Consider the following 23566-nt stretch of genomic DNA (forward strand, 5'->3'; position numbering starts at 1 on the left):
CCATTAAAAGAAAAAATTAAGTCAGCGGTGTTTGCAAACGCGTACGATTTGGTGATAGGCGTGCTAGCATCGCGGTTGATAGAGGTGTAAACGAGCCTAGCATCATATCTACTAATGCCTCAGCGCATAGTGGCGCAATAGCATAGCCTTTAGCACCCATCGCACTCATTACCCAAACGCGTTCGCTATCAATCAATTGTCCAACGATGGGGTGGTAGTCAGGTGTTTGGGTACGAACGCCAGCACGTCCTTGCCATAAGCTCATATCTGTTGGAATGACCGAATCCATCTCGGGAATAGCAGTAACTAGTTTATTACGGCTAATCTGATGCTCTTCCTCACGGATGTCCGTGTCCGTATCATTACGTATAAAGCTTGCCCCTAGTAGAAACTGAGGGCTGCACTCTATAACATCGTTTAATTGCCCGTCATCTACTTGGGCAGTGAATGGCGTACAGTAACCACTATATTTGAGCGGTATTTTAGGTAAGCTTGCGAATTGTTCGGCTGTAGGCGTAAACCAAGAAAGCTGCCCACGAATTTTACGACAGTCAAAAATACGCTGATCTAACTGATGGCTCTCAAATGCCGCACAAACCACCACATTATCAGCAGTTATAGATACTAATTCTTGATTTTGATTATCCCCTTCAACACAAACATGACCTTCCATCTCGCTAATATTATTGACGGCTAACTGTTGAAAGTGGATGAGCGGATGGTTCAGAATCGTATCTTTTAAGGCTTGTGGATTGACCAAGCCGGACTGCGGTAGATATAGATTCTCCGATACATCCTGTGTTCTTAACCCGCTGGCATCTTGCGCCTGTAAAAGCGATAACGTGGTTGCCATGTCATCAGGATAGTCTGCAATTTTCTCTGTACCGATATTGGCTTTTATCAGTAAATCAAGGGCGCCTGTTGGCTCTAGTATAGGCGCTATATTTTGCTGTGCAGCTGTTTCATTTAGCACACGATACAGCCTGCTGCTGTAGAGATAACCCATGGTATGTAAATGTTCATCGACATGATGAATAGGCGTCATTTTGGGAGCAAGTAAGGCGCGGGGGTTGCCTGATGCGCCTGCTAAGGGTGCTGATTTGTCTAACAAAGTGACTTGGACGCCACGATTAGCCAACGACCAAGCCGTTAGCAATCCTGAGACACCAGCGCCAATGACGATACTATGATCAGGCTTAAGGTTGCTATGAGTAGGAGTATTATGTGTGCTGTTAGCAGGCTTGCTCTGACTATAATTTTCAGATAAACAAGCAGCCTCAGTCATGACGGCTGTTAGCATTTGGTTTTTTCGCCCAAAGCCTTTTACTTTGCTAATCTCAAAGCCATTCTCTCTTAGCCCACGTTTCACAATACCTGCACTGCTATAGGTCGCAGCGGTAGTGTTTGGGCATGATAAGCGTTGTATCTGAGCAAAGATATTTTCTGCCCATAAAGTGCTATTACAGGAAGGGGCAAAGCCATCTAAAAACCATGCATCAACGTAGGGTGTAGGTTTTATAGAAATGTCTAATGCTAACCTAGCCAAACTCTCAGCAGCATCACCAAACCACATATCAACGGTTAAATTATCATCAAAGAAATTCAGACGATGAGAGCCAGCGATAAGGGGTGGGTAGGCGGCCAAAAGAGGCGCAATCAATTCTGCAAGCTGAGGCGCACGCTGCGCCCACAGTGTAAGGATGTGTGTTAAGTCTGCAAGGGGTATAGGAAATTTTTCGGTGGTAATAAAATGTAGGCGAGCCGTTGCTAATTGTGGGTGATTCTCGCGTAACTGTCGCCATAGCAGCCAAGTGGCTAATAGATTAAGTCCTGTACCAAAGCCTAATTCAGCGATCGTAAAGCATTGTCTTGGGGCAAGGTTTGCCAGTCGCTCTGGCAGTTGGTTGTATGCCAAAAACACATATCGCGACTCTGCTAGACCATCCGCATGTGAAAAATACACATCGCCAAACTCACCTGATACGGGTACTTGATTACCCGTATCGTCTACCTGCCAATTAATCTTGGCAGGAGTGATGATGTTCAGTGCGTTAGTGTTTTTAGATTGCGTAGAAGAATCAGGCGTTTCTTTGGATGCAGACGTGAACATAATAGACATAGACACTCACATAGGACAGAGCAATAAAGAGAGAGTGTGCTACCAGCGCTCGCGGCGTACAAACACTAGCCATGAAATAAAGATACCAACCAATAGACTGATCAAGACTGTAAATGCCCCGTACAAGAAAATCTGACCTTTACTTTCATAAACCAATACATTTGCTTGAGTCTGCAAGTCGTTTACTTGGCGCTGCAGCTGGGCATTACGGCTTAGTAACTCTTGATTGGCATCGGACAGCGCCTGTTTAGACGGTTGCAGTTGCGCTGCTAAAGTGCGATTGATATCCAATGCCGAGTTACTGGTTGGTGGTGTGTTTAGTGCTTCAGGCTCTGTCACCGGTATCGTTGCTAATGGGTCGGTCACATCCATAGTAGTGACTGTTGGTGCAGCTTGTACCGATGCAGCAGCCATAAACATTAGGGTAGCTATGCTGAGTTTATAATGACGTGTATTCAAATAAGAGACACGCTGACTCACGACGCTGCTACTTTGTCTGATGTGCTGTCATCCGGTTTTGGCAGTGCTTGAATGAATGGCTTGATATCTACATGGCTGTACACACCGTCACGCAAGTAAGGCTCTTCGTTTGCCCATGCTTGTGCGGCCTCAAGAGAGTCGAAATCAGCAATGATTAGACTGCCTGACATAGCACTTTGACCATGTTCAATAGGGTTTGGACCTGCAATAATAAGTCGTTGCTCATTGTTCAATGCTTTAAGGCGGTCAAGATGTTCAACACGGGTAATCTGACGCTGCGCACTGCTATTCGCGATGTCATGACCAATAATGGCAAATAAGGACATAAGGCTTCCTCAATAAAATGATGATTGATGTAAAGTGTGTTTAGGGTCTGTTGAATGTCCAACATACCTTAATCAATAAAGCTTAATTTATAGCGATTAATACGGATATTTATAGATAGTATTTATTATAAAATAATAGCCTAAGTCTTACTTAGTGGTTTTGTTTGTCAATTCTGGATTTAAGTAATTTTTCAATACCGCAAACTGGGCCACAACGAATACCAACATAATTGGAATCCAGCCATACGTTTTAAAGTTGATCCATGCTTCATCTGACATCGTAAACGCTGTGATATAATGTAAGACACCCATCATGGCAAAAAACAATGCCCAAGCGATGGTGAGTTTTTTCCAGCCACTCATTGTGAGCGAAAAAACATCTTTCATTGCTAGCTGCATCAGAGGCTTATTAATCGCAGCACTTACTAATAGCGTCAAAGCAAAGATACCGTTGATAATTGGTGATTTCCAACGCAGATAGATGTCATCACGTAAGATTAAGGTACCACCACAAAACAGAATGGTTAATAATAAAACAACCCATTGCTGCTTATCAAACTTGCCTTTTTGGCGAATAAAATGAATCGCATAAACGATAATCGTGGCGATGAGTAAAGCACCGGCCCCTGCCAAAATACCACTGTGACGCGCACCAATGAAAAAGGCAATTAAAGGAATAAAGTCTAATAGGGCTTTCATAACAAATAGGGTGTCCACCAAAAACGTATGGGGTGTAGTTTACACGTCTACTGCACCAAAAAAAAGCAATCAACGCGATAATCGTGCTATATAGCGAACTGGCTTGGTAACACTTTATGATTATGACTCATGAGCAGCGCTGCTACGCAATATAACGATTCGATAATGTCAGTAGTTTTATATATATTAAATACAGTCATTCCGCTATAAAAGTGTCACTGCGTTAACCTCGCTTAAAGTATTAAATATACATCTATATTCGGTTTGCTTGAATGACTTTCATATTGAATAGACTACACAAGGGCTGGCTACCACTGTATTTCTTTTTTTACTCTCTTTAATGCTTGTTATTTTAAAATGCTAAGGCTTATTTATGAAATTCGATCTACATTGTCACAGTACTTGCTCTGATGGTACTTATGGACCAACGGAAGTAATACAACGCGCCCATGCGGCTGGCGTCAATGTATTGGCATTGACTGATCACGATACACTGGCGGGGATTGATGAGGCGAGAGTCGCTGCTAAAGCCTGTGATATGCAACTCATTAATGGTGTTGAGATAAGCTGTGAGCATACGCTCAGCGGTGGTTATGGTAAAAACAAATCGACCAACAAGATTATCCATGTACTCGGGCTTGATTTTACTGACTTAGACAAAATGCATGCAACATTGCAGCAACTGCAAGACAGTCGCGCCACTCGTGGTCAGAAAATTGCTGAAAAGCTCAGTGAATTGCTAGATATCAGTTATGACGAGTTGTGGCAAGCTGTACTTGTGAAAGCAGGTGGTAATCCACAAGCAGTAGGGCGTGCGCATATTGGTCAAGTATTGTTTGAGCGTGGTGAAGTAAAAACCGTACAAAAGGCCTTTGATAAATATCTGGCGGACAATAAACCTGCTTATGTGGCAATCGAGGCGCTAACGATGCAGCATGGTATCGAGCTAATTCATGCTTGTGGTGGCAAGGCTGTACTGGCGCATCCGACTCGCTATCAACTCTCAGCCACTCGTGTGCGTAAACTGATCGAAGAGTTTGCCCAGTTAGGTGGTGATGCTTGTGAGCTGCCCGCTAACAGTGAACCAGTTAGCACCCGCAGAATGGTCGATCGTAGTATCGCTGAGCACGATCTTGTCACCTCAACCGGTAGTGACTTTCATGGTAGTAATATGCCGTGGCGACGTTTGGGCGATGTACCAACGCTGAATCCTGAACAGCAAGGGGTTTGGCAGTCTTTTAAAATATTTGCTTAATCTGTGTTTTGCAACTATTCAAAAAATACCTATAAAATTCACTGAAAAGTGGTTGATTATCGGTTAATCTTGGAGGCTACCTGAGTTAATATATAGATTTAAATAATGTTTAAAACAAAGCGTCAGGTATTGACGTGTGAATCTATCAAATGGATTGATAACTCAGGCATAAATGGCCACACTGAATATGTAGTTTTGGTTTCAGTAGTAATCATGAGTTGTCAGTTATTATTCTGGTTTTAGCTCTATCAATTTTTTTATTTGCGGTAGCCCATTATGGCTGTATCTAAGTTTTATCTAGGCTACAAACAGCTTTCTAAAGCAGTTTTTGAATGGCAAGCAGCTGATAGGACGGCACTACTGGCAGCATTCATGGTAATGGATGTTTTTTCGCATTGGCTGTGGTGCTTATTTGTTTGGTATCGCCGTGATACTTATAGTAATTACATTGATATGAATCTGCTGTATCCAATATGGATTGGTGTGTCCATGGTAGGTGTGTTTTTGCTATGGATGTCCAGTCGTTTTTCACCGGTTAGAAGTGCCAATAGCAATTTGTATACATGGCAAGCGATACTTATTACTATTTATAGTGCCTATATTACCTTTATTGTCGCAGTATTGGGGCATAGTAGTTTGGTAGCAGGGGTCTCGTTAGTAGGTGGTACGATGTTGTGTATGATGCTCATTAGCCGGCGGTATGTATGGCGAGCATTTATAGGGCAAATCATTGCTATTTTGGTGGTAACACTCATTCCTTATGCTGGCATTACGATACCCAATCTACGCCAAATGATTGCCACGACGCTGCCTCCTAATATTCATAGTTATGTGACTTATAGTGAGATGGCTATGATGAAAGACGCTACCGCTGCCACTATTCTGCCAAATGGAAGGTTAAATTGGGATAGTGTCAATTATCTGCGTCAATCTTCCAATCTTTTGTGGCGTTCTACCCATATTTATATGTCGTTACCAAAAGCTATTTTTATCATTTATATGTTCCGTACTTTGTTGGTGATATTAGATGACAGTAGAAAAGAAACCTTACAACATGCCAATCAAGATGAGCTGACACAACTAAAAAATCGTCGTTATGGTCTGATGCAAATGAAGCAAGCATTGGTGACGATAGAGGAGTCTCAAGATATCAGCGTGATCTTATTAGATTTGGATTGGTTTAAGGAAGTTAATGACAATTACGGCCATGATGTGGGTGATCGAGTCTTGATCACAGTGGCACAGACGCTGTCGCAGTCTTTAACGGATGATACGATTGTTAGCCGCTATGGTGGTGAGGAGTTTTTGATTGTACTGCCAAATACAAAGCATGATAGTGCAATGGTCATTGCTGAGCAACTACGGCTAAGCATTGCTGAGCAAACCATCATGGTCGATGATAATATTACCTTTAACGTGACCGCTAGTCTCGGATTGTACACGCTGACTTATAAAGAATGTATGTCTCTTAAGAAAGCGAATCGAGCGGCAGGCAAAACAGAAACGGGATGTCAGCTTGATCATTCGCAGCTAAACAAATCGTATACTGAAAGCACATTTGATAACCAAACTGAACTCACACAGTTGTCTCATGATATTTGTCAGCTTTTGATAGGTACTGCGGACAAGGCTCTATATAAGGCCAAGGGTCGCGGGCGCGATCAAGTTGTGAGTGCTAACGAGATGTTAAAATCAGGCGATAATAAGATAGATTCGCTTTATAGTCATTAGAAAGTAATGAAGCAGCTGAACATTCATAGATAACTGCTGCCATCGATATGAATGTTCTAACCTGTACTGATAACTACTATAGTCGATTCAATTTAAAAGTAGTACAAGGCAACCGAGTGCAGATGTATATCGAATACTTCAAGCGAGACTGACGCAGTAATACCTTTATAGTGAAATGACTATATCTACTTAATTAAAAAATTAACTGCTGTACCAAACTTGCCAATACACTCGTTGCAAAGCTGCCAGTCGTTAGCGTGAAATTCAGTACTAGCGTTTGCGAGTCTTCTTCTGAATCACGCCATTCCCATGTTAATGCTTCGACAGGTAGACGCAGCGCTCTTCGTTGTGATTTTATATCTCGTTGTTCTAATCCTGCTGCTAACTGCGTCAGTAATGGGCTATGTTTTACGGTATCACGTTCAATATCTGCCGCCGCGTCACTTACTTTGTCATTGTCTATGCCCCACAACACAGCGGTTGGATGGATATCACCACTAGCCATTCGTTCACGTAATGTGTCGTCTACCTCTTCACTCGTAAAGATCGATCCTGAGCCATCTAGATTAAACACTTCACCAGATAGACTGGTGTTCCAGCTACCATCGCGTACGCGTGCTGCCAATATCTCATTAAATATCAAGCTACGGGCTGCAGACAGCTCCATCGTGTTTTGCTCACGTGGTGCACGCTTGCTTTTACTCTTTTTAGACGATGGGCGAGGCGCTCGCGGTGGACGGGCAAACAGTGATAAGGCTTCTCTAATATTATTGCCATTACGTCCAAAGCGCTGCGGACCAAAATAATTGGGGACACCACTTTGGCTAATATTCGATAAATACTGCTCGACTGCTTCTTTTGCAGACAATAGCTGCCCAGGTTCTGGGGTCTCAGTATCGATATTTTCAAACTGAATATCACGTAAGGTAATCACGAATTGATTGGCACGATGCGTACCACGATTGAGCTTTTTGTTATGCCAATGCTGAGCGAGAATAGTGACTGACTCTGTCTCTCCGATATCTATCGGTGCAAACTCAGTTGCTGGCAACTGCTTCTTTGGTATTCGTAGGCTAAACCACTGTGTCGTTAGTGCATGACGGTCTTTCAGTCCTGAATACCCAACATCACGTAATGGAATCTCTGCCCATTCTGATAACAGTTTGGCCAAATAAGCAGTGTTCATACCTGATTTTTCGATATGCAACCATAGATGCTCACCTTCATTGGTAAAGTCTAATGGCAATATCTCATTAACGATGAAATCCGTAGTATTGGCTTTATAAGTTGCCTGTTTTAACGGTGGCTGCATCGGCTGTGGCAATTGCTCAGTATCCGCGGCAGCTGAAATATCGATATCGGCCATATCAACGGATGTACACGTAACTGGCTTGCTCTCCAAATACAGTTCAGAAGTAGAGGTCGTAGGCGTTTCGAGATGGTTGTCTGGATAAGTCATAAAGTAATCTTTTATTTTGATTGTAAATTTTAAATGGAAGTCATGGTAATAGAGGGTTTTAGATGAAACGTGAAAATTACGTTTTGCAACGCAGTAAACATACAAAAAAACAGCGTGTGCTATATGGTCTTGCTACTATCGATGAATAGGGTATGAAAAGATCATAGAGTTGTCTTCATACCGTTTTTATTAGAAATCTATTATAACCGTTAAGGAAGACTTATGACCAATGCAACGATTAACACAGTTACTATCAGCAAGGCAGACATTCCAAGTGGCGGCATGAAATCATACAAGCAGGATGATGATAGTATCATTTTAATCACCCGAGACGACGACGAGTTTCATGCGTTTGATGGTAAATGCCCACATGCAGGGGCAGATTTAGGCAACGGGTTACGCTGTGGCAACCGTGTGGTTTGCCCATGGCATCATGCTACTTTTGATAGTCGTGATGGTACATTGTTAGAGCCAATCGCTATCGAAGGCTTGACCCAATATCAACTGACTGATACTGGTGATGAGTTGATTGTGACGACATCAGCCAAAGAAAAGACTGATATACCAAATGATAAATTGACAGACACTCATACTGTGATTGTAGGTGGCGGTGCGGCTGGGTTTATGACGGCACATTACCTGCGAAATACCGGATATGGCGGTGATATCACATTGATTAGTGCTGACAACAAAGCCCCTTATAATCGTCCGTTATTGTCCAAAGCTTTTTTGGCAGGAAATATGCCCGAAGAAAAGCTGCTGCTGGGCGGTAGCGACTGGGCCAAAGACAACAATATTGATTTGCGCTTGAATCAAACGGTGAGCAAGGTATTGCCTAATGAGCGTACTTTAATGGTTGTTAGTGACAGTAGTAACAGCAATAGTAACAGCAACGATGAGAATAGTAGTGATAAAACCATATCTGCCGATTATTTGGTGGTGGCCACAGGGTCGTCACCTACTATACCGCCTATTATGGGAGTAGAGTTAGATGGCGTATATACCTTACGCAGTATGGATGATGCCAAGTTGATTAAGGCGGCCAGTCATGATCAGCGCGTGGTGATTATCGGTACTGGGTTTATTGGTATGGAGGTCGCCTCAGCCTTAGCGCAGGCAGGCACGACAGCTTCAATCACAGTGGTTGGGCAGTCTGACCGTGTAATGGGTAATATTGTCTCAGAAACCGTTAGTAATGCGCTTATCAAGTTGCACGAAGAAAACGGCGTTAACTTTGTATTTGATGCCACGGTCAATGCAATTACTGAGGTTAAGAGGGTTGTCAATCAGTCTGAGAATGAAGAAGAGAACCAAACCTTTTCACAAGTGGGCGGTGTGATACTAGGAAATGGTGAGCAGATTGATGCCGACATTGTGATTTTAGGCACAGGAGTATCTGCCAATACTGCGCTGTTAGAAGAGGTCAATGATCCTGATGGGGTACAGGTCGATAGCAAACTACAATTGCGTGATGGGGTATATGCACTGGGCGATATCGCAAAAGCATCTGGGCAGATGGGACGTATGCGTATTGAGCATTGGCGTGTGGCATTACAGCATGGGCTCGTGGCGGCAACTGCGATATTAAAAGACGACACAGTAGAGACGTTAGATGCCCGTGTGCCGTTTTTTTGGACCATGCAATATGGCAAAAGCCTACGCTATAGCGGCCATGCGCAAACGCCAGATAACAGCATACTGCTTGGTACGCCAGACACGCTCGATTATATCGAGTACTATTTCGATGACGCAGGAGAGGACAGCCGAGCCAGCGCGGCAAGTACGCTTGGTCGTGACAAAGAATTGGTCGCTTTCTCTGAGCTACTTCGCCGTGGTCATGCACCGACGCGTGCGCAGCTCCATGCAGGGTTTGATATTATCAAGCAAGCACAAGCATTATCGCTCTAGCACTACAAAGTAATAAGTATTATTATTTAGACTGGCTTAGGAATCTAAGCCAGTTTTTTTATACATGAATAAAAAAGGATAATTATAATATGAACGAAAATAATATAAATCAAGGCCATACAAAAACAGACCGATTTGATAAAGAGTCTGTATTTCTACGTGAAGCCACATTAGATGATATTAGCGCACTTGAAAAACTATTGAATTGCTGCTATCGCGAGACGGCAGGTTGGACCAACGAGGCCGATTTGATTGGTGGTATTCGAACGACCTCAGCTGAGCTTGCTGCTGTTATCAATGACCCGAATCACTATTACTTTGTTTATCCAAAAACGATAACGGGCAACCGTGATGGAGAAGAAACGGGTGAGATACTTGGCTGTATCGCTGTCGATATTAAAACTGATGCTGACTCAAATAAGAAAGCCTATATCGGCATGTTTGCGGTACATCCTATACTGCAAGGGCAGGGAGTCGGTAATGTGATACTACAAGCGGCTGAGACTTTTGCAGATCGTCACTTACAGTCACAGAATCAGCCGAGCCGTCTGACCATGTCTATTTTAAGTCATCGGCCTGAGCTATTGGCCTACTATGAGCGCCGTGGCTATAAGCTGAATGGTAATAAAATGCCGTTTCCAAATGATGGTAATAATGGCGAGCCAAAGCGTGAAGACTTAGAGCTATTAGAGCTAGAAAAAATGGTTGGCTGATAATGTAGGTCTAGTAAAAAGACACTCAGAACGACACTGTCTAATTTAACCCCAAAAATGCCCAAAAGTCATAAACAGACCCACACTCAATAATAAAAATGCCACGATGATTAAGCGCTTAAACCAGTTAAAGGCTGGCAAGCGTGTGGCATTGTCATCGGACATGAGGTAAGCAAATAAACAAAGCAAGCTCGCTGCCAAGGTCATTATTCCTAAGCCAATCGGTAATATAAAAAGGTACACCTGCCACACAGTCATCTCTCAACGGTCATTATTAATGGCATGATAGCAGCATCGTGATTGCGCTGTCTGTATGACTGTTTGTATCAGGAATTGCTAAGTGGCTTTAACTATTGTGATAAATACTTTTAACGTGGTGGTCGTGGTACGCTTTAATGGCGGTTTCTTTTTCTCTATCATCTTTGGCGATAAGGATATCTATATGAATATTGCTCTTATACCTAGCAAGAGACGTAAACCAATTGCTTTACCGACGGTACTGCTAGTGTCATCACTATTGTCCTATTCAGCCTTAGCGCAAACCTATCAAATCCAAGATTTTTCGGACGATTACTATGCAACTATCGAGACCGCAAATGGTGAAGATGGCACGTTAAGCACTGAAGCAAGTAATGAGACAAATAGTGTCATAAAGATTATAGAGTCAAAGACTAAAAAAGCCCTTATCAGTCAGCCATCTGATATCGATATTGACTATGAGTTAGATAACAGTAAAGAGCATCAATTGGGCGGAAAAATCAGTGCCAATATCGTCAATCTTCCTTATGGTGAACATAGTGTGCTGATTTATGATGACTTTAATTTTGATGGACAAAAAGATGTGGCACTGCGCGATGGCAATTATAGCTGCTATGGTGGGCCGTCTTATCAAGTCTATTTAAAGGAAAGTAATGCCTTTGTGCATAGCGATGCGTTTACTGAGTTGGCACAGAATTATTGCGGATTTTTTGGTTTTGATAAAACCACCAAAACCTTAGATACTATGAGTAAGAGTGGCGCAGGATGGCATCAGTATTCAGAGTATAAAGTGATCGATAATAAGCCAGTGGCCGTACATGTGCTTGTAGAAGAATACCATTCAAAAGGATTTATTTCTATTACCGAGCGCACAAGAGTGAATGGCAAAATGGTAGAAGATAGCTATGAGATGCTACCTGAGTACGATAAAGAAAACTACGATGGTAGATTGCCATTCATTTATAAGTTAGATTTAGAAAACGGTAAAAAAATGGTCTTAAATAAGACTTATAACGAAGAAGGTGAGCAGTTGTATTATGCCTTTGCCGATAAAAATGACAGAATTGAGCTGTATTATGATGGGCCATTTGTCTATGACATGGCTAAAAAGACACTTAGCTTTTTCAATAAGCCTGTGGTTTATCAGATCAATCAGCAAGGCATTACAGTGAAGCAGTCTAACAAGAACGTCTTAATCAAGTCAGTGCAACAAAGCGAGCAGGGAAGTCTGGAAAACCTGACGCAGTTTAACAATGTGAGCGTTAGATAAAAACATTTATTCTAGGACGGGACATTCCAAAGTAAAAGGCCACTCGATTCAGAGTGGCCTTTTACTTTTAGCTAAGATAATAAGTTTAGCGCATTGCCAACTAACGCATCGTCACAAACTCTTCTGAACCCGTCGGGTGAATGGCAACCGTATTGTCAAAGTCCGCTTTAGTTGCGCCCATTTTAATCGCAACGGCAAAGCCTTGAATCATCTCATCGACACCAAAACCAATACCATGAAGGCCAATGACTTTTTCGTCATCACCCAAGCACACTAGCTTCATGGTGCATTTTTGGCGATGTTGAGTAACGGCGCTATACATATCAGTGAACGTTGAGGTATAGCATTTGATGTTTTCTTTATCATGCAGATTGATGGCATCAATCTCAGACAAGCCAATTGTACCGATAGCTGGATGGGTGAAAATTACGGTCGGTATCAGCGTATAGTCTAAATGCTCATTTGGCTTATTGTTAAACAGACGCTCAGATAAGCGGCGACCAGCGGCAATCGCTACAGGCGTTAGGTCTACACTGTTTTCGATAATATCGCCAACTGCATAAATACCATCGACGTTGGTGTTTTGGAATTTATCGACTTTGATTTTGCCCGTCTCAGTCGTGGCAACGCCTGTCACTTGCAGGTTGATGCCGTCTGTCGATGGCGCGCGACCAATCGCCCAGATCAAGCAGTCAACAGTATCGATACAGTCTTCGCCGCCATCATTGGTGGTCAAATCGAGGCTGTCATCAGCATTTTTATTGACTTCATTGATCACCGTGTTGGTGTGTAATTTGATGCCAGCTTGCTCCATCTCTATCAGCAGAGTCTCTACGATAGTATGATCAAACGTACGTAGTGGCGAGTGTTTGCGCACATACAAATGCACCTCTGCACCCAGACTGTTTAACACGCCTGCGATTTCGACAGCGATATAGCCTGCACCCACAATCGCCACGCGTTTTGGCAAATGGTTCAAGGCAAAGAAGCCATCAGAATCAATACCGTGTTCTGCGCCTTTGATGTCTGGTTGAATCGGATGACCGCCTGTGGCAATCAAAATATGGTCAGCGGTGATATGTTCGCCATTGACTTCGACGGTATTGGTATCGACAAATTTGGCAAAGCCTTTGATCACTTCGACGCCATTTTTGGCCAAGTTATTGTCATAAGAGCGGTGAATATTTTCGATGTACTGTTGACGGCTCTGCACCAGTTTTTGGAAATCAAAACCTTTAAATTCAACATCAAAACCATAATCTGGCGCATATTTATGGATGGCTTCGGCAACTTGTGCGCCATACCACATCACTTTTTTGGGAACACAGCCCAAATTCACACAAGTGCCACCCAGTTGGTTGGCTTCGATAATAGCGCATTTTTTGCCATAGCTTGCTGCACGGTTGATTGAGGCGATACCGCCGCTGCCGCCGCCAATGGAGATATAGTCATAATGTTTGGTCATAATCAGGTCTCTTTATTAAATTGTTATTGGTACAGTTTTAAGGTTTATTGTTTTGAATGCTATTGGTTTGGACTTTACTGTAATGGGTCTTATAATCCATCTTACAAGTTTTTTATGGTTAAGGTGTGTTGAGTTGCTTCCATGTTGTCAGTATTTATACAGCTAAGCTTATCTAGACCCACTTAAACAATAGCACGACGTCTATAAAATAACAGCCCAGGAATCGACAAACCCAGTACCAATCCTGAGGTCACAAACAAAGCCTCAAACAAGTACACCATCATTTGACTAAATAACTCGTCTGAAAAACCAAAATAACCAATCTGCACCATACTGACCATCGCCTTATATGCGGCGATACCGGGCATCATACAGATGACACTTGGAGAAATGAGTGCTTTAGGCGGTAGGGTATATTTCTTAGAAAAATACACGCCCAAAAAGCTGGCGAGCATGGCGCCAAAAAAGCTGGCTACTACAAGATGTACTTGCTGATGGACAAGGGCTGTTTTTAGTCCAAACCCAAAAGCAGTCATGAGCAAACACGGTAGAATATATCGCTTAGGTACGGTGAACATTAGCGTCCAACCAAGGGTGATGATGCAAGACAGTACGACGGTTTCTATAAACCACATGTCAAAACCCCCAGTGCTGTATTTGAAGTAAAATGAGTGCCATCACGATGCCAACGCACGCGGATAAGGTCAACATATAGGTAAACACGGCACGTCCAACCCCGATATTGACATAGCCTTTTAGGATATCTGAAAAAGAATTGATGAGCGGAAAGCTTGGCACCAGTAGCAGCACGCTGGATGCGACGGCGATATCGGCATTGTTCCCAATATCAAAATAATACGTGGTTGCGCCAATGAGAGAGGCAATAAATGCCGTCACGATGACCGTTATAAAGGGGTTGAAGTGGTGTTTGGACAGATAAATGCGAGTGAGCATCGCCACCATACCAGCGACAAAAGTCACTGCCGTCATCAACCAACTGGCACTGTTAAGGTAAGCAAATGCGGCACAAGAGATGCCCACAAATATACCGACTAGCCATGTTGGATAAACGGTCTTGTCTAACTCATCAAAGGCAAGCGTAGTCAGGTCTATCAAATCATCATTACCGATGGTATCTTCGGTCTTATTAACGATTTGCTGAATTTGCACCAATAAATTGACGTTGATACTCTGATTGATCGTGTCTCTGGTAGTCGTGATACAGCGCTCATCACAGATAGTGGTCAAGGTAAGGGCATTAAAATTGAGCGAGCATTCTACGCTGTTCATACCCAAAGCAATGCCCAAGCGTTTGGATAAGTCCACCACGATGGCAGACTCAGCACCATACTGCATAAGAAGTAGGCCGCAGCGCACGCATAGTCGGGTAATGCGCTGCTGCTTTACGTAACTGATAGAGGTCATTGTGGAAGTACGCATGTTGGTTATTGATAGCCTATTATAAAGGGTCTGGATGCTGACGCGCAGGCATTATTGGACATTATATTTGATGCTACTACAAAGGATAAGGTTTCTTAGACAAGAAAAGATAGAGACTGGCGCAGTTGTGCAGGTGATGACTGTAGACAGAATGGTTATTTAAGTGGATTTGGGTTGCAGGATGCGCTCTAAGCAGTGACTCAAACTAAAAGAATGACGTTATATATTTCAGATGCATGTTGGGTATGACTTGTGATGGAAAGTAGGCGATAGATTGTAAAATTAATAGACTTTTGTTTTCTATGGTGATAATCTCTCCTCGATAATTTAGACACATTACTTACATTTTGGTTACATTCTCAATTTATAACCTTTATCTAGCTACCTACTTTAATTGTATCTTTTAACTTGGACGTCTAATGACCACTTTTAATAAAATGAAAAATGTTCTATTGCTTACCACCATTACTACGTTGGTGGGCTGTACTACTGTCGCCGATATGGCAGGATACGATACCGCTACCTTAAATAGCGATGCGGCAAAAAGCTACTCTCAAGTGGTTTCCAGTGCCAAGAGTCAAGGCGCAGTAGATAGTACATCTGCCACCGCCATTCGAGTTAAGAAAGTCTTTAATCGTATAAAGCCTTACGCCGTTCAAGCCAATACAACAGGCGTTCCTTTTGATTGGCAGATCACGGTTATACGTTCACCTGAGTTAAATGCTTGGGCAATGCCTGGTGGCAAAATGGCCTTTTACACAGGTATTGTAGAGACGTTGAAGTTAACTGATGCAGAAATTGCTGCAATCATGGGACACGAAATGACCCATGCATTGTCTGAGCACAGTAAAAAGGACGCAGGGCAAAAGGTTCTGACTGGTTTAGCGATGCAGTTAGGTGGTGCACAACTACAGTCAAAAACAGGGTTAAGTGATAATGCATTGGGCCTAATTAATGACCTAGGTATTGATAAGCCGTTTTCTCGTAGTCAAGAATCACAAGCTGATGCGGGTGGTTTACGTTTGATGGCGCAGGCAGGCTATAACCCAGCATCTGCAGTGTCAGTATGGGAAAAAATGGAAGCCGAAAATGGTCGTAGTAGTGCCTTAGTTACTTTGACGTCTACGCATCCAAACTCTCAGCAGCGTATCGCTAAAATCAAAGCACTCTTGCCTGAAGTTACGCCAATTTATCAAGCGGCTGCTAAAGCACCTCAATAGATCGGTACAATTAGATCAGTGCGATACTATTAAAAAAGTATGGCAAATAAAAAAAGTAAGTCGAGAGGCTTACTTTTTTTGCAAAGAAATATCGAAAAATGACTGGTTTAATTTTGAAATTACGTCGCATGCTATACCCAACTTAGGGGCTTTGGTAATACGCCCAACGTCGCGGTTTGTGAGAGCGGCGAGCGTACGGTAGATGTACGGCTGATAAATGTTGAGAGGGAGTTCATTTAGGTGAGCGTTGACTTTCAATCCACTCAGTAATATGAGGCAATTGATTCTCCAAATCTTGTTTTAAGTGAGGCGCACTGTCGTTTGTCCACGTCTCATCACACCAATCACAGCTATTGTATAAATCGCCAAGCCAACAAGGGTAGTAGGCAACGTTATCAGGTAAATCTCTCGGAGCATCCATAAAACCGCAATCAATATTATTAATTACTCTACAGATATCTAGAGGAGTAATTTCATCATTTAAATATCTTTTAATTAAGTTGATTAGATATTTAGCCGCTAAGATTTCTGCACTCAATGATTGCGGTAAAAAACCTGGTTCCGTAGCTACAGTTAGTCTGAAAAAAATGTCTTCAACATGATGTTTTGGCGCATAAAAAATTTCAAACACTTCTTCAGGAATGTGGTCGTTATTTTTAACGAATGTATCAGCCCATTGAATAATTGACTCTATATCTGTTTTGTCATACCAACACTGTACTAATATTTCTTGATGAGATTTCATAGGGTTGCTCAGAATATGATTCACTAATATAAATTATTAACTATAACGACTCCATGTAAATCTGAAATCAATGCGATACCAAATTGAGTATCAGTACTCTTATTCATAGCTCTATCAACATATTCAATACAGCCAAACACACTTTCCTTGAAAACTAGATTTGTATTCTTATCTTTGTAGTAGTAGAACTGACCCTGCGTGCTACAGAGGTCATCTTCCTGCCAATAGGTAAATAACTTTTCACACGTATCTAACAATATATTTCCAAAGGTTATTCTACTATAACTATATTCACTCCATGATTTTTGAGCGTCAACGACTGCATGCTTTGTCATTGGGATTTCTGAATGGTCGATGTTTTGCAATTCATCAATCCAAAAACTAAAATTACCTATTTTTAATAAAGAAGCCGAGTTTTTTAGAATAATAATAAACTCACCAATCAATACTGATTTGTCACTACTGAGAGCGCTAATAACAGCCAATTTATTTCTTTCTAAATGTGTATTGAAATTCATAAGATTATAGACTTACTATTAATGATTTGAATGGAATTGTGACATTTTAAGAGGTTTCATGAGATATGCTACGGTATGTGAGGCATAATTATTGTAAAAATGGAGAATAATTTATGGGTACATCCTTCTGCGGCGTTGTAATCCAAACAGATACGAAAGACTTAGATTTTATGTCGGTCTTGACTAATTTATTCAATAAAGAGTTTATACCTATTGAAAAGCATTGTGATTGTAGAGACGAGGATTGCTTTTTCATCGCTAAGACTGATAAATATTTGATAGTATCTAACTCCAAATTTGTTGATGAAATTCTACAGAATAATAGCTCATATAATATGGATATGATTCAGAAGACTTTTGTTCCTAAATTTGTTTTTGTTTTCGAAGAGTATGATAGTGGAGGTACTTACAGTTATGCAGTTATACTCGATAAGAAGATTGTCAGAAAATTTCGCAGCATTACCTATGGAATTACTGTCGATGAAGGCGAGCTATATGAGATTGAGTCCAAATGGAGAGGTTTGCCTACAAAGTTTATGAATGATGAAGATTATGAACATGAAAAGGTCTATTTTCATCCTGATAGCGAGACTGAGTTTTATACTGAAGAATCACTACCGTAACTAATTTTGCACGAATTGATGAATGATAAAATTGGATTTGATGTTCATACATTAGATGAACATATAATTGATTCAGGTTTTTTTAAATATAAGAATAATGATTTTATAGGCAAAAAATGGTGGCAAGTCTGGAAGTAAGTATTACTATAGTCAAACAAAAAAAGCCACTCCCTAAAGAGTAGCCTTTCATCATCAGTCATCTGAAAATACTAATTATTGCGGACGACCTTAACCTTCAGGTTTTTATACCCTTTTGCACTCATACAGGCCTCTAATTTCCAGCATCAGCTTACCTATCGAAATCAAAACAAGTTGATTAAGCCTATAGTAATACCCAATAAAAAACATATACCAAGAAGTAAAGTCTTATACGTGGACATTTCAAACCCCTGTCCAGAACAACTTGAATAATATCTTTTTTTATCATAGCTTTTGAACAATTTAGCACTACATATTTCTTTTTTAGTAAATAAGCCAACGGCAATTGGGGTTTTATAATATAGTTTATAGTATGTGACTTGAGTACCTACTAGCAATATATCCTTGCCTGTATATTTACACAAGTCGTAGTAGAAAATAGTATCTTCATATGCATCTCGAATATAGGCTTTGTATAAGATACTATCTATATTAGTAATGATGCCATCACTTGTATCAGGACCCATTTCTTCCTCTGAAATTTATATATTGGGCGAAGGTTATAATACCCAATGACTGTATGGTTGATTCAGTTTAAAAAAGAGTTAATGCAACCGAGTGCAGATGTAACTATGATACTTCAAGCGAGGTCAACGCCGTCACTCCTTTATAGAGGATATGACTACATATTAAAACGCTTAATCCATCTTTCATTATGGTCACGACATGACTACACAACGTTTTCAAGAAAATGAAGAAAATAGACTGTCTATTAGTACGCCTAGCAAAGAGGATCCTACGCTAGTTTATTGCCCGAAATGCAGTTCTAAAGCCGTCGTTACACTACATAATGATAAAGCGAGATTAACTTGTCCGAGTTGTGGCTATCATCAAGAAACATTAGCTGAGCAAAGAACATTTTATTGGGGCGTAGATAATCCAACAGATGGTTATTTTGGCGCAAATCTATGGCTACAAATAGAATGTGTTGGCAAGAGTCTATGGGCGTTCAATAAGCGTCATCTAGAATATCTAGAGGGTTTTGTATCAGCTAAACATAGACAACGCAATCCAGATATTGATACTTGGATAAATAGCTCACTAGCCAGTCGTTTGCCAAAGTGGCTGAAAGCAGCTAAGAATCGTGATCAAATCTTAAAAGCGATTGAGCTTTTGAAAAATAAAATATAGCCGCTATGCTTTATTTTATAGTTCTCAAAAAAAGCCACTCACTAAAGAGTGACCTTTTATCAACAATTAACTAAAAAATGCTAATTATTGCGGACGGCCTTGACCTTGGCCTTCAGGTTTTTTATAACCTTTTGCAGTCATACATGCATCTAATTTCTGCATATCACTTTGGCTTGGGCGACTGTCTTTAGACATTTTTACGCCAGTGTTTTTAGCGCAATCATCCATGGCTTGTTTCATGTCAGCTGATATCGCTGGCTTTTGCTGATCGTGACTATGGCTGCTATCTGACGTTCCGCTTGATGCACAGGCGCTAACACCAACAGTAGATGCTAAGATAATGAACAATAATTTTTTCATACGAAATCCTCAATGAGATATTTATATATAGCCGAAGTTCACGAATACCGTTGAACTGCTCAAATAATAATGCAATTGAAGTTGAAATACATTTAACAAAATATTAAGAAAGGTAACGTAATGAGTAAGTACAAATAGAGATACTATAAAAATAGTGGTAAATCCGATACTTAGTGCACTTTAATTCAGTAAGGTTGGCGACATGATGATAGGCAACAAAAAAGGCCACCCTATAAAGAGTGGCCTTTCATTGACGATTCACTGGTTTGAATTAGCTTACTTCTTTCATGCCTTGCTCAAGCATCGGCTTCAAGAATATACCTGTATATGACTCTTTGACTTCCGCCACTTGCTCAGGCGTACCTTCTGCGATGATCATACCGCCACCTTTGCCGCCTTCTGGGCCTAGATCAATCACCCAATCCGCCGTTTTGATGACATCTAAGTTATGCTCGATGACCACGATAGTATTACCTTTATCACGTAGGGCATGCAAGATATTGAGCAGCTTATCGATATCATGGAAATGCAAACCAGTGGTTGGCTCATCCAAGATGTAGAGCGTCTGTCCCGTATCGCGTTTAGCAAGCTCACGAGCCAGTTTGACACGCTGTGCTTCACCACCTGACAGTGTCGGTGCAGACTGACCCAAGCGAATATAGCTCAGACCAACATCCATCAAGGCTTGCAGACGACGATAGATCGCTGGAATGGCTGAGAAGAACTCAGTCGCGTCTTCAACGGTCATATCGAGTACGTCGGCGATGGTTTTGCCTTTATAGTGAATCTCTAAGGTCTCGCGGTTATAGCGCTTGCCTTCACAAGTATCACAAGGTACATACATGTCTGGTAAGAAATGCATCTCAACTTTAATGAGACCATCACCTTGACACATCTCACAGCGTCCGCCTTTTACATTGAAGCTAAAGCGACCAGCTTTATAACCACGAGCACGCGCTTCTTGCGTTTGTGCAAACATCTCACGTACTGGGGTAAACACGCCTGTATAAGTCGCTGGGTTTGAGCGCGGTGTACGACCAATTGGGCTTTGATCAATATCGACCATTTTGTCCAAATGCTCAAGTCCGCTAATGCTTTCAAACTTGTCTGCTATCAGCGTGGAGGCATTATTCAACTGCGTTGCAGCTAGTGGCATCAGCGTACGGTTGATCAGGGTCGATTTACCAGAACCCGAAACCCCAGTGATACAAGTCATGACACCGATTGGTAACGTCAAATCAACATCGTGCAAGTTGTTGCCTGAGGCACCTTTTAGCTCGATCGTCATTGGGACTTGTTTGGGCTTAGCTTTACCTTTGACTTCCACATCCATCATTTTTGGTTGATGACGAATGGTTGGAATTTCGATTTTTTTCTTACCAGACATGTATTGTCCAGTCAGCGATTCTTTATTTGCCATGATGTCATCGACGGTACCTTGAGCGATGATATGACCGCCATGTACGCCTGCGCCGACACCGATATCGATGACGTGATCCGCTTGGCGAATCGCATCTTCATCATGCTCAACGACCAGTACCGTATTACCCAAATCACGCAAGCGCGTCAGAGTTTTGAGCAGGCGATCATTGTCACGTTGATGGAGTCCAATAGAGGGCTCATCGAGTACATACATCACACCCATTAGGCCGGCACCGATTTGGCTGGCAAGACGAATACGCTGCGCTTCACCGCCCGATAGCGTTTCAGCAGAGCGGGCAAGGGATAAGTAGTCCAGTCCGACACTCACTAGGAAGTTCAGACGCTCATTGATCTCTTTAAAGATTTTTTCTGCGACTTCACCTTTATGACCGCCAATCTTTAGCGTTTTATAATACTCTGCAGCATCACCGATAGACAGTTTGACGATTTCAGCGATGGTTTGATCATCAACACGGACATTGCGTGAGATTTCATTCAAACGCGCACCATCACAGACGTTACAAGTAGTATCAGCCAAGTATTTGGCCAGCTCGTCACGTACGAGATTGCTTTGCGTCTTAGCATAACGACGTTCTAGATAAGGAAGCACGCCTTCAAATGGTACGGTCTTATTGGTTTTACGACCGCGCTCATCGGTAAAGTTAAAGGTGAGCTTTTCTTTACCAGAGCCATTCATAATGAGGTCTTGCTGCTCTTTTGGTAGATCTTGCCACGGCGCATCCATATCAATTTTAAAATGATTGCATACAGTCGATAGCAGACCGAAGTAATAAGCATGACGCTTATCCCAACCATTGATGGCTCCTTGATTGAGCGATTTTTCATGATGGGTAATCAGTTTCTCAGCAGAGAAGTATTGACGTTTACCGAGACCGTCACAGCTTGGACAAGCGCCGTACGGATTGTTAAAACTGAACATGCGTGGCTCAAGCTCAGAGACGGCACGATCACAGACAGGGCAAGAATGCTTGGCTGACATGACTTGGTTTTCATCACCGCCTTCTTTTGGATTGCCATCCATGAAATGCAGTGTGACCAGACCTTGACCTAAGCGTAGGGCAGTCTCTAAACTCTCTGCGACGCGGTTACCCAAGTCATCACGAACTTTGAAGCGATCGACCACCACTTCGATGGTATGTTTTTTCTTCTTATCGAGTGTTGGTAGCTCGTCAGTATCATAGACATCGCCGTCGACGCGCACACGCACAAAGCCTTGACCAATGAGCTGCTCAAGCAAGACCGTATGCTCACCTTTACGCTCACGAATGACGGGTGCCAAAATCATGATTTTGGTGTCATCTGGTAAAGCCATGACTTGGTCGACCATTTCGGTGACTGACTGTGCAACCATTGGCTCGCCATGCTCAGGGCAAAACGGCGTACCAATACGTGCATACAGCAGACGCAGATAATCATAAATCTCAGTAATCGTACCGACCGTAGATCGTGGGTTATGGTTGGTCGATTTTTGCTCGATAGCAATCGCAGGGGATAGGCCCTCGATACTATCGACGTCAGGCTTTTCCATCTGTGATAGGAACTGACGTGCATAGGCCGATAAGCTCTCGACATAACGGCGTTGCCCTTCGGCATATAATGTATCGAATGCCAATGATGATTTACCAGAACCTGATAAACCAGTGATGACCACGAATTTATCTCGTGGTATGTCTAAATCGATGTTTTTTAAATTGTGCGTACGTGCGCCGCGTATTGCGATATGGTCATGTGCCATCGGTGATAGGTTTCCTATTTGCTAAAATTGGTATTTAAAAAATGTCTAAACGTTAAAAGCGTAAATGAAGTTGCAGTGGTTTATTAAAATTGTAGATAGTGCTGTCATTCATATCGCTCTATAAAGGCGTGGATAGTTTTATAGAGCGATACAAACGAAACGATGTAAACGACAGTCGGTGTGCCCTTGTTTTAGTTTCTGATTTTAAGTTTTTGTTTTGATAAGTAAATCTAAATCAAATCAGCAGTGAGTAACAGGTAAGGTTTGTTATAGATTTTGCCAAACAATGTCATTTTATGAGAGGTATTCGTTATAGGGTCAATTCTGTATAAGGTATTGTCTAAGCTATATAGTGCTGCTCTGGTAATGTTTGCGCCGTCTTACTTTATTGTCATGATAGTGGCATTATTCAAGGTACGGTTGCTATCAGATGCACTTAGTAACAAAATTAATGACATCATATTTATCGT

22 protein-coding genes are annotated in these 23566 nt (G+C 41.9%); 8 read left to right on the plus strand and 14 right to left on the minus strand.

Going from position 1 to position 23566, the window contains the following annotated elements; genetic code table 11:
• Window positions 1–16: 16 nt before the first annotated feature.
• From mnmC to ispZ, 4 genes are all read right to left on the minus strand, one after another.
• Window positions 17–2119: an FAD-dependent 5-carboxymethylaminomethyl-2-thiouridine(34) oxidoreductase MnmC gene (mnmC, locus tag IPZ60_RS10255; protein WP_227669329.1), complete on the minus strand. Its 2103-nt coding sequence runs from the start codon at window positions 2117–2119 to the stop codon at window positions 17–19.
• 39 nt (window positions 2120–2158) lie between these two features.
• Window positions 2159–2599, minus strand: coding sequence for a hypothetical protein (locus IPZ60_RS10260; protein ID WP_320108732.1), 441 nt, complete (start codon window positions 2597–2599; stop codon window positions 2159–2161).
• The gene (locus tag IPZ60_RS10265; RefSeq protein ID WP_194197698.1) at window positions 2596–2925 is read right to left on the minus strand and encodes a YciI family protein; all 330 of its coding nucleotides are present in this window, start codon (window positions 2923–2925) and stop codon (window positions 2596–2598) included. The genes IPZ60_RS10260 and IPZ60_RS10265 overlap by 4 nt, the downstream gene beginning before the upstream one ends.
• 147 nt (window positions 2926–3072) lie before the next feature.
• Entirely contained in the window at window positions 3073–3624 is a 552-nt protein-coding gene (gene ispZ / locus IPZ60_RS10270; RefSeq protein ID WP_194197699.1) for a septation protein IspZ, read from the minus strand.
• Window positions 3625–3997: 373 nt separating this feature from the next.
• On the opposite strand from ispZ, the gene IPZ60_RS10275 reads away from it, so the two are divergent.
• A complete protein-coding gene (locus IPZ60_RS10275; protein ID WP_194197700.1) occupies window positions 3998–4879 on the plus strand; it encodes a PHP domain-containing protein in 882 nt (293 codons plus the stop codon).
• A gap of 276 nt (window positions 4880–5155) precedes the next feature.
• Entirely contained in the window at window positions 5156–6610 is a 1455-nt protein-coding gene (locus tag IPZ60_RS10280) for a GGDEF domain-containing protein (protein ID WP_194197701.1), read from the plus strand.
• 193 nt (window positions 6611–6803) lie between these two features.
• On the opposite strand, the gene truD is transcribed toward IPZ60_RS10280, so the two are convergent.
• The gene (gene truD / locus IPZ60_RS10285; RefSeq protein WP_227669338.1) at window positions 6804–7976 is read right to left on the minus strand and encodes a tRNA pseudouridine(13) synthase TruD; all 1173 of its coding nucleotides are present in this window, start codon (window positions 7974–7976) and stop codon (window positions 6804–6806) included.
• 315 nt (window positions 7977–8291) lie between these two features.
• On the opposite strand from truD, the gene IPZ60_RS10290 reads away from it, so the two are divergent.
• Window positions 8292–9977, plus strand: coding sequence for an FAD-dependent oxidoreductase (locus IPZ60_RS10290; RefSeq protein WP_194197703.1), 1686 nt, complete (start codon window positions 8292–8294; stop codon window positions 9975–9977).
• An 89-nt stretch (window positions 9978–10066) separates the two neighbouring features.
• The gene (locus IPZ60_RS10295) at window positions 10067–10690 is read left to right on the plus strand and encodes a GNAT family N-acetyltransferase (RefSeq protein WP_194197704.1); all 624 of its coding nucleotides are present in this window, start codon (window positions 10067–10069) and stop codon (window positions 10688–10690) included.
• Between the two features lie 45 nt (window positions 10691–10735).
• On the opposite strand, the gene IPZ60_RS10300 is transcribed toward IPZ60_RS10295, so the two are convergent.
• Entirely contained in the window at window positions 10736–10948 is a 213-nt protein-coding gene (locus IPZ60_RS10300) for a hypothetical protein (RefSeq protein ID WP_194197705.1), read from the minus strand.
• An 82-nt stretch (window positions 10949–11030) separates the two neighbouring features.
• On the opposite strand from IPZ60_RS10300, the gene IPZ60_RS10305 reads away from it, so the two are divergent.
• Window positions 11031–12218: a hypothetical protein gene (locus tag IPZ60_RS10305; protein WP_194197706.1), complete on the plus strand. Its 1188-nt coding sequence runs from the start codon at window positions 11031–11033 to the stop codon at window positions 12216–12218.
• 100 nt (window positions 12219–12318) lie between these two features.
• On the opposite strand, the gene gorA is transcribed toward IPZ60_RS10305, so the two are convergent.
• The 3 genes from gorA to IPZ60_RS10320 form a co-directional block, all read right to left on the minus strand.
• The gene (gorA, locus tag IPZ60_RS10310; protein ID WP_194197707.1) at window positions 12319–13683 is read right to left on the minus strand and encodes a glutathione-disulfide reductase; all 1365 of its coding nucleotides are present in this window, start codon (window positions 13681–13683) and stop codon (window positions 12319–12321) included.
• Between the two features lie 182 nt (window positions 13684–13865).
• Complete coding sequence (locus IPZ60_RS10315) at window positions 13866–14318, minus strand: threonine/serine exporter family protein (RefSeq protein ID WP_110923241.1); 453 nt, start codon at window positions 14316–14318, stop codon at window positions 13866–13868.
• A gap of 1 nt (window position 14319) precedes the next feature.
• Window positions 14320–15108, minus strand: coding sequence for a threonine/serine exporter ThrE family protein (locus IPZ60_RS10320; protein ID WP_194197849.1), 789 nt, complete (start codon window positions 15106–15108; stop codon window positions 14320–14322).
• 452 nt (window positions 15109–15560) lie between these two features.
• Here IPZ60_RS10320 and IPZ60_RS10325 point away from each other — a divergent pair, with 452 nt between their 5' ends.
• Window positions 15561–16343 carry a M48 family metallopeptidase gene (locus IPZ60_RS10325; RefSeq protein ID WP_265087462.1) on the plus strand — a complete coding sequence of 261 codons (783 nt, stop codon included), beginning with the start codon at window positions 15561–15563 and terminating at the stop codon, window positions 16341–16343.
• Window positions 16344–16575: 232 nt separating this feature from the next.
• Here the strand turns inward: IPZ60_RS10325 and IPZ60_RS10330 are convergent, their stop codons facing one another.
• Complete coding sequence (locus tag IPZ60_RS10330) at window positions 16576–17088, minus strand: hypothetical protein (protein ID WP_194197709.1); 513 nt, start codon at window positions 17086–17088, stop codon at window positions 16576–16578.
• A gap of 23 nt (window positions 17089–17111) precedes the next feature.
• Window positions 17112–17606 (minus strand): hypothetical protein, encoded by a 495-nt coding sequence (locus IPZ60_RS10335; protein WP_194197710.1) that lies wholly within the window; start codon window positions 17604–17606, stop codon window positions 17112–17114.
• Window positions 17607–17719: 113 nt separating this feature from the next.
• On the opposite strand from IPZ60_RS10335, the gene IPZ60_RS10340 reads away from it, so the two are divergent.
• Window positions 17720–18229, plus strand: a complete 510-nt coding sequence (locus IPZ60_RS10340) for a hypothetical protein (RefSeq protein ID WP_194197711.1) — start codon at window positions 17720–17722, stop codon at window positions 18227–18229.
• A 302-nt stretch (window positions 18230–18531) separates the two neighbouring features.
• Here IPZ60_RS10340 and IPZ60_RS10345 read toward each other — a convergent pair whose 3' ends face one another.
• Complete coding sequence (locus IPZ60_RS10345; RefSeq protein ID WP_194197712.1) at window positions 18532–18894, minus strand: hypothetical protein; 363 nt, start codon at window positions 18892–18894, stop codon at window positions 18532–18534.
• Between the two features lie 199 nt (window positions 18895–19093).
• Between IPZ60_RS10345 and IPZ60_RS10350 the strand changes: the two genes are divergently transcribed.
• Complete coding sequence (locus IPZ60_RS10350) at window positions 19094–19558, plus strand: TFIIB-type zinc ribbon-containing protein (protein ID WP_194197713.1); 465 nt, start codon at window positions 19094–19096, stop codon at window positions 19556–19558.
• Window positions 19559–19642: 84 nt separating this feature from the next.
• On the opposite strand, the gene IPZ60_RS10355 is transcribed toward IPZ60_RS10350, so the two are convergent.
• Window positions 19643–19918 (minus strand): hypothetical protein, encoded by a 276-nt coding sequence (locus IPZ60_RS10355; RefSeq protein ID WP_194197714.1) that lies wholly within the window; start codon window positions 19916–19918, stop codon window positions 19643–19645.
• A gap of 271 nt (window positions 19919–20189) precedes the next feature.
• Complete coding sequence (gene uvrA / locus IPZ60_RS10360; RefSeq protein ID WP_194197715.1) at window positions 20190–23096, minus strand: excinuclease ABC subunit UvrA; 2907 nt, start codon at window positions 23094–23096, stop codon at window positions 20190–20192.
• Window positions 23097–23566 lie beyond the last annotated feature (470 nt).

This window comes from Psychrobacter sp. NG25, from assembly GCF_015234355.1.
In the GTDB taxonomy this organism is placed as follows: domain Bacteria; phylum Pseudomonadota; class Gammaproteobacteria; order Pseudomonadales; family Moraxellaceae; genus Psychrobacter.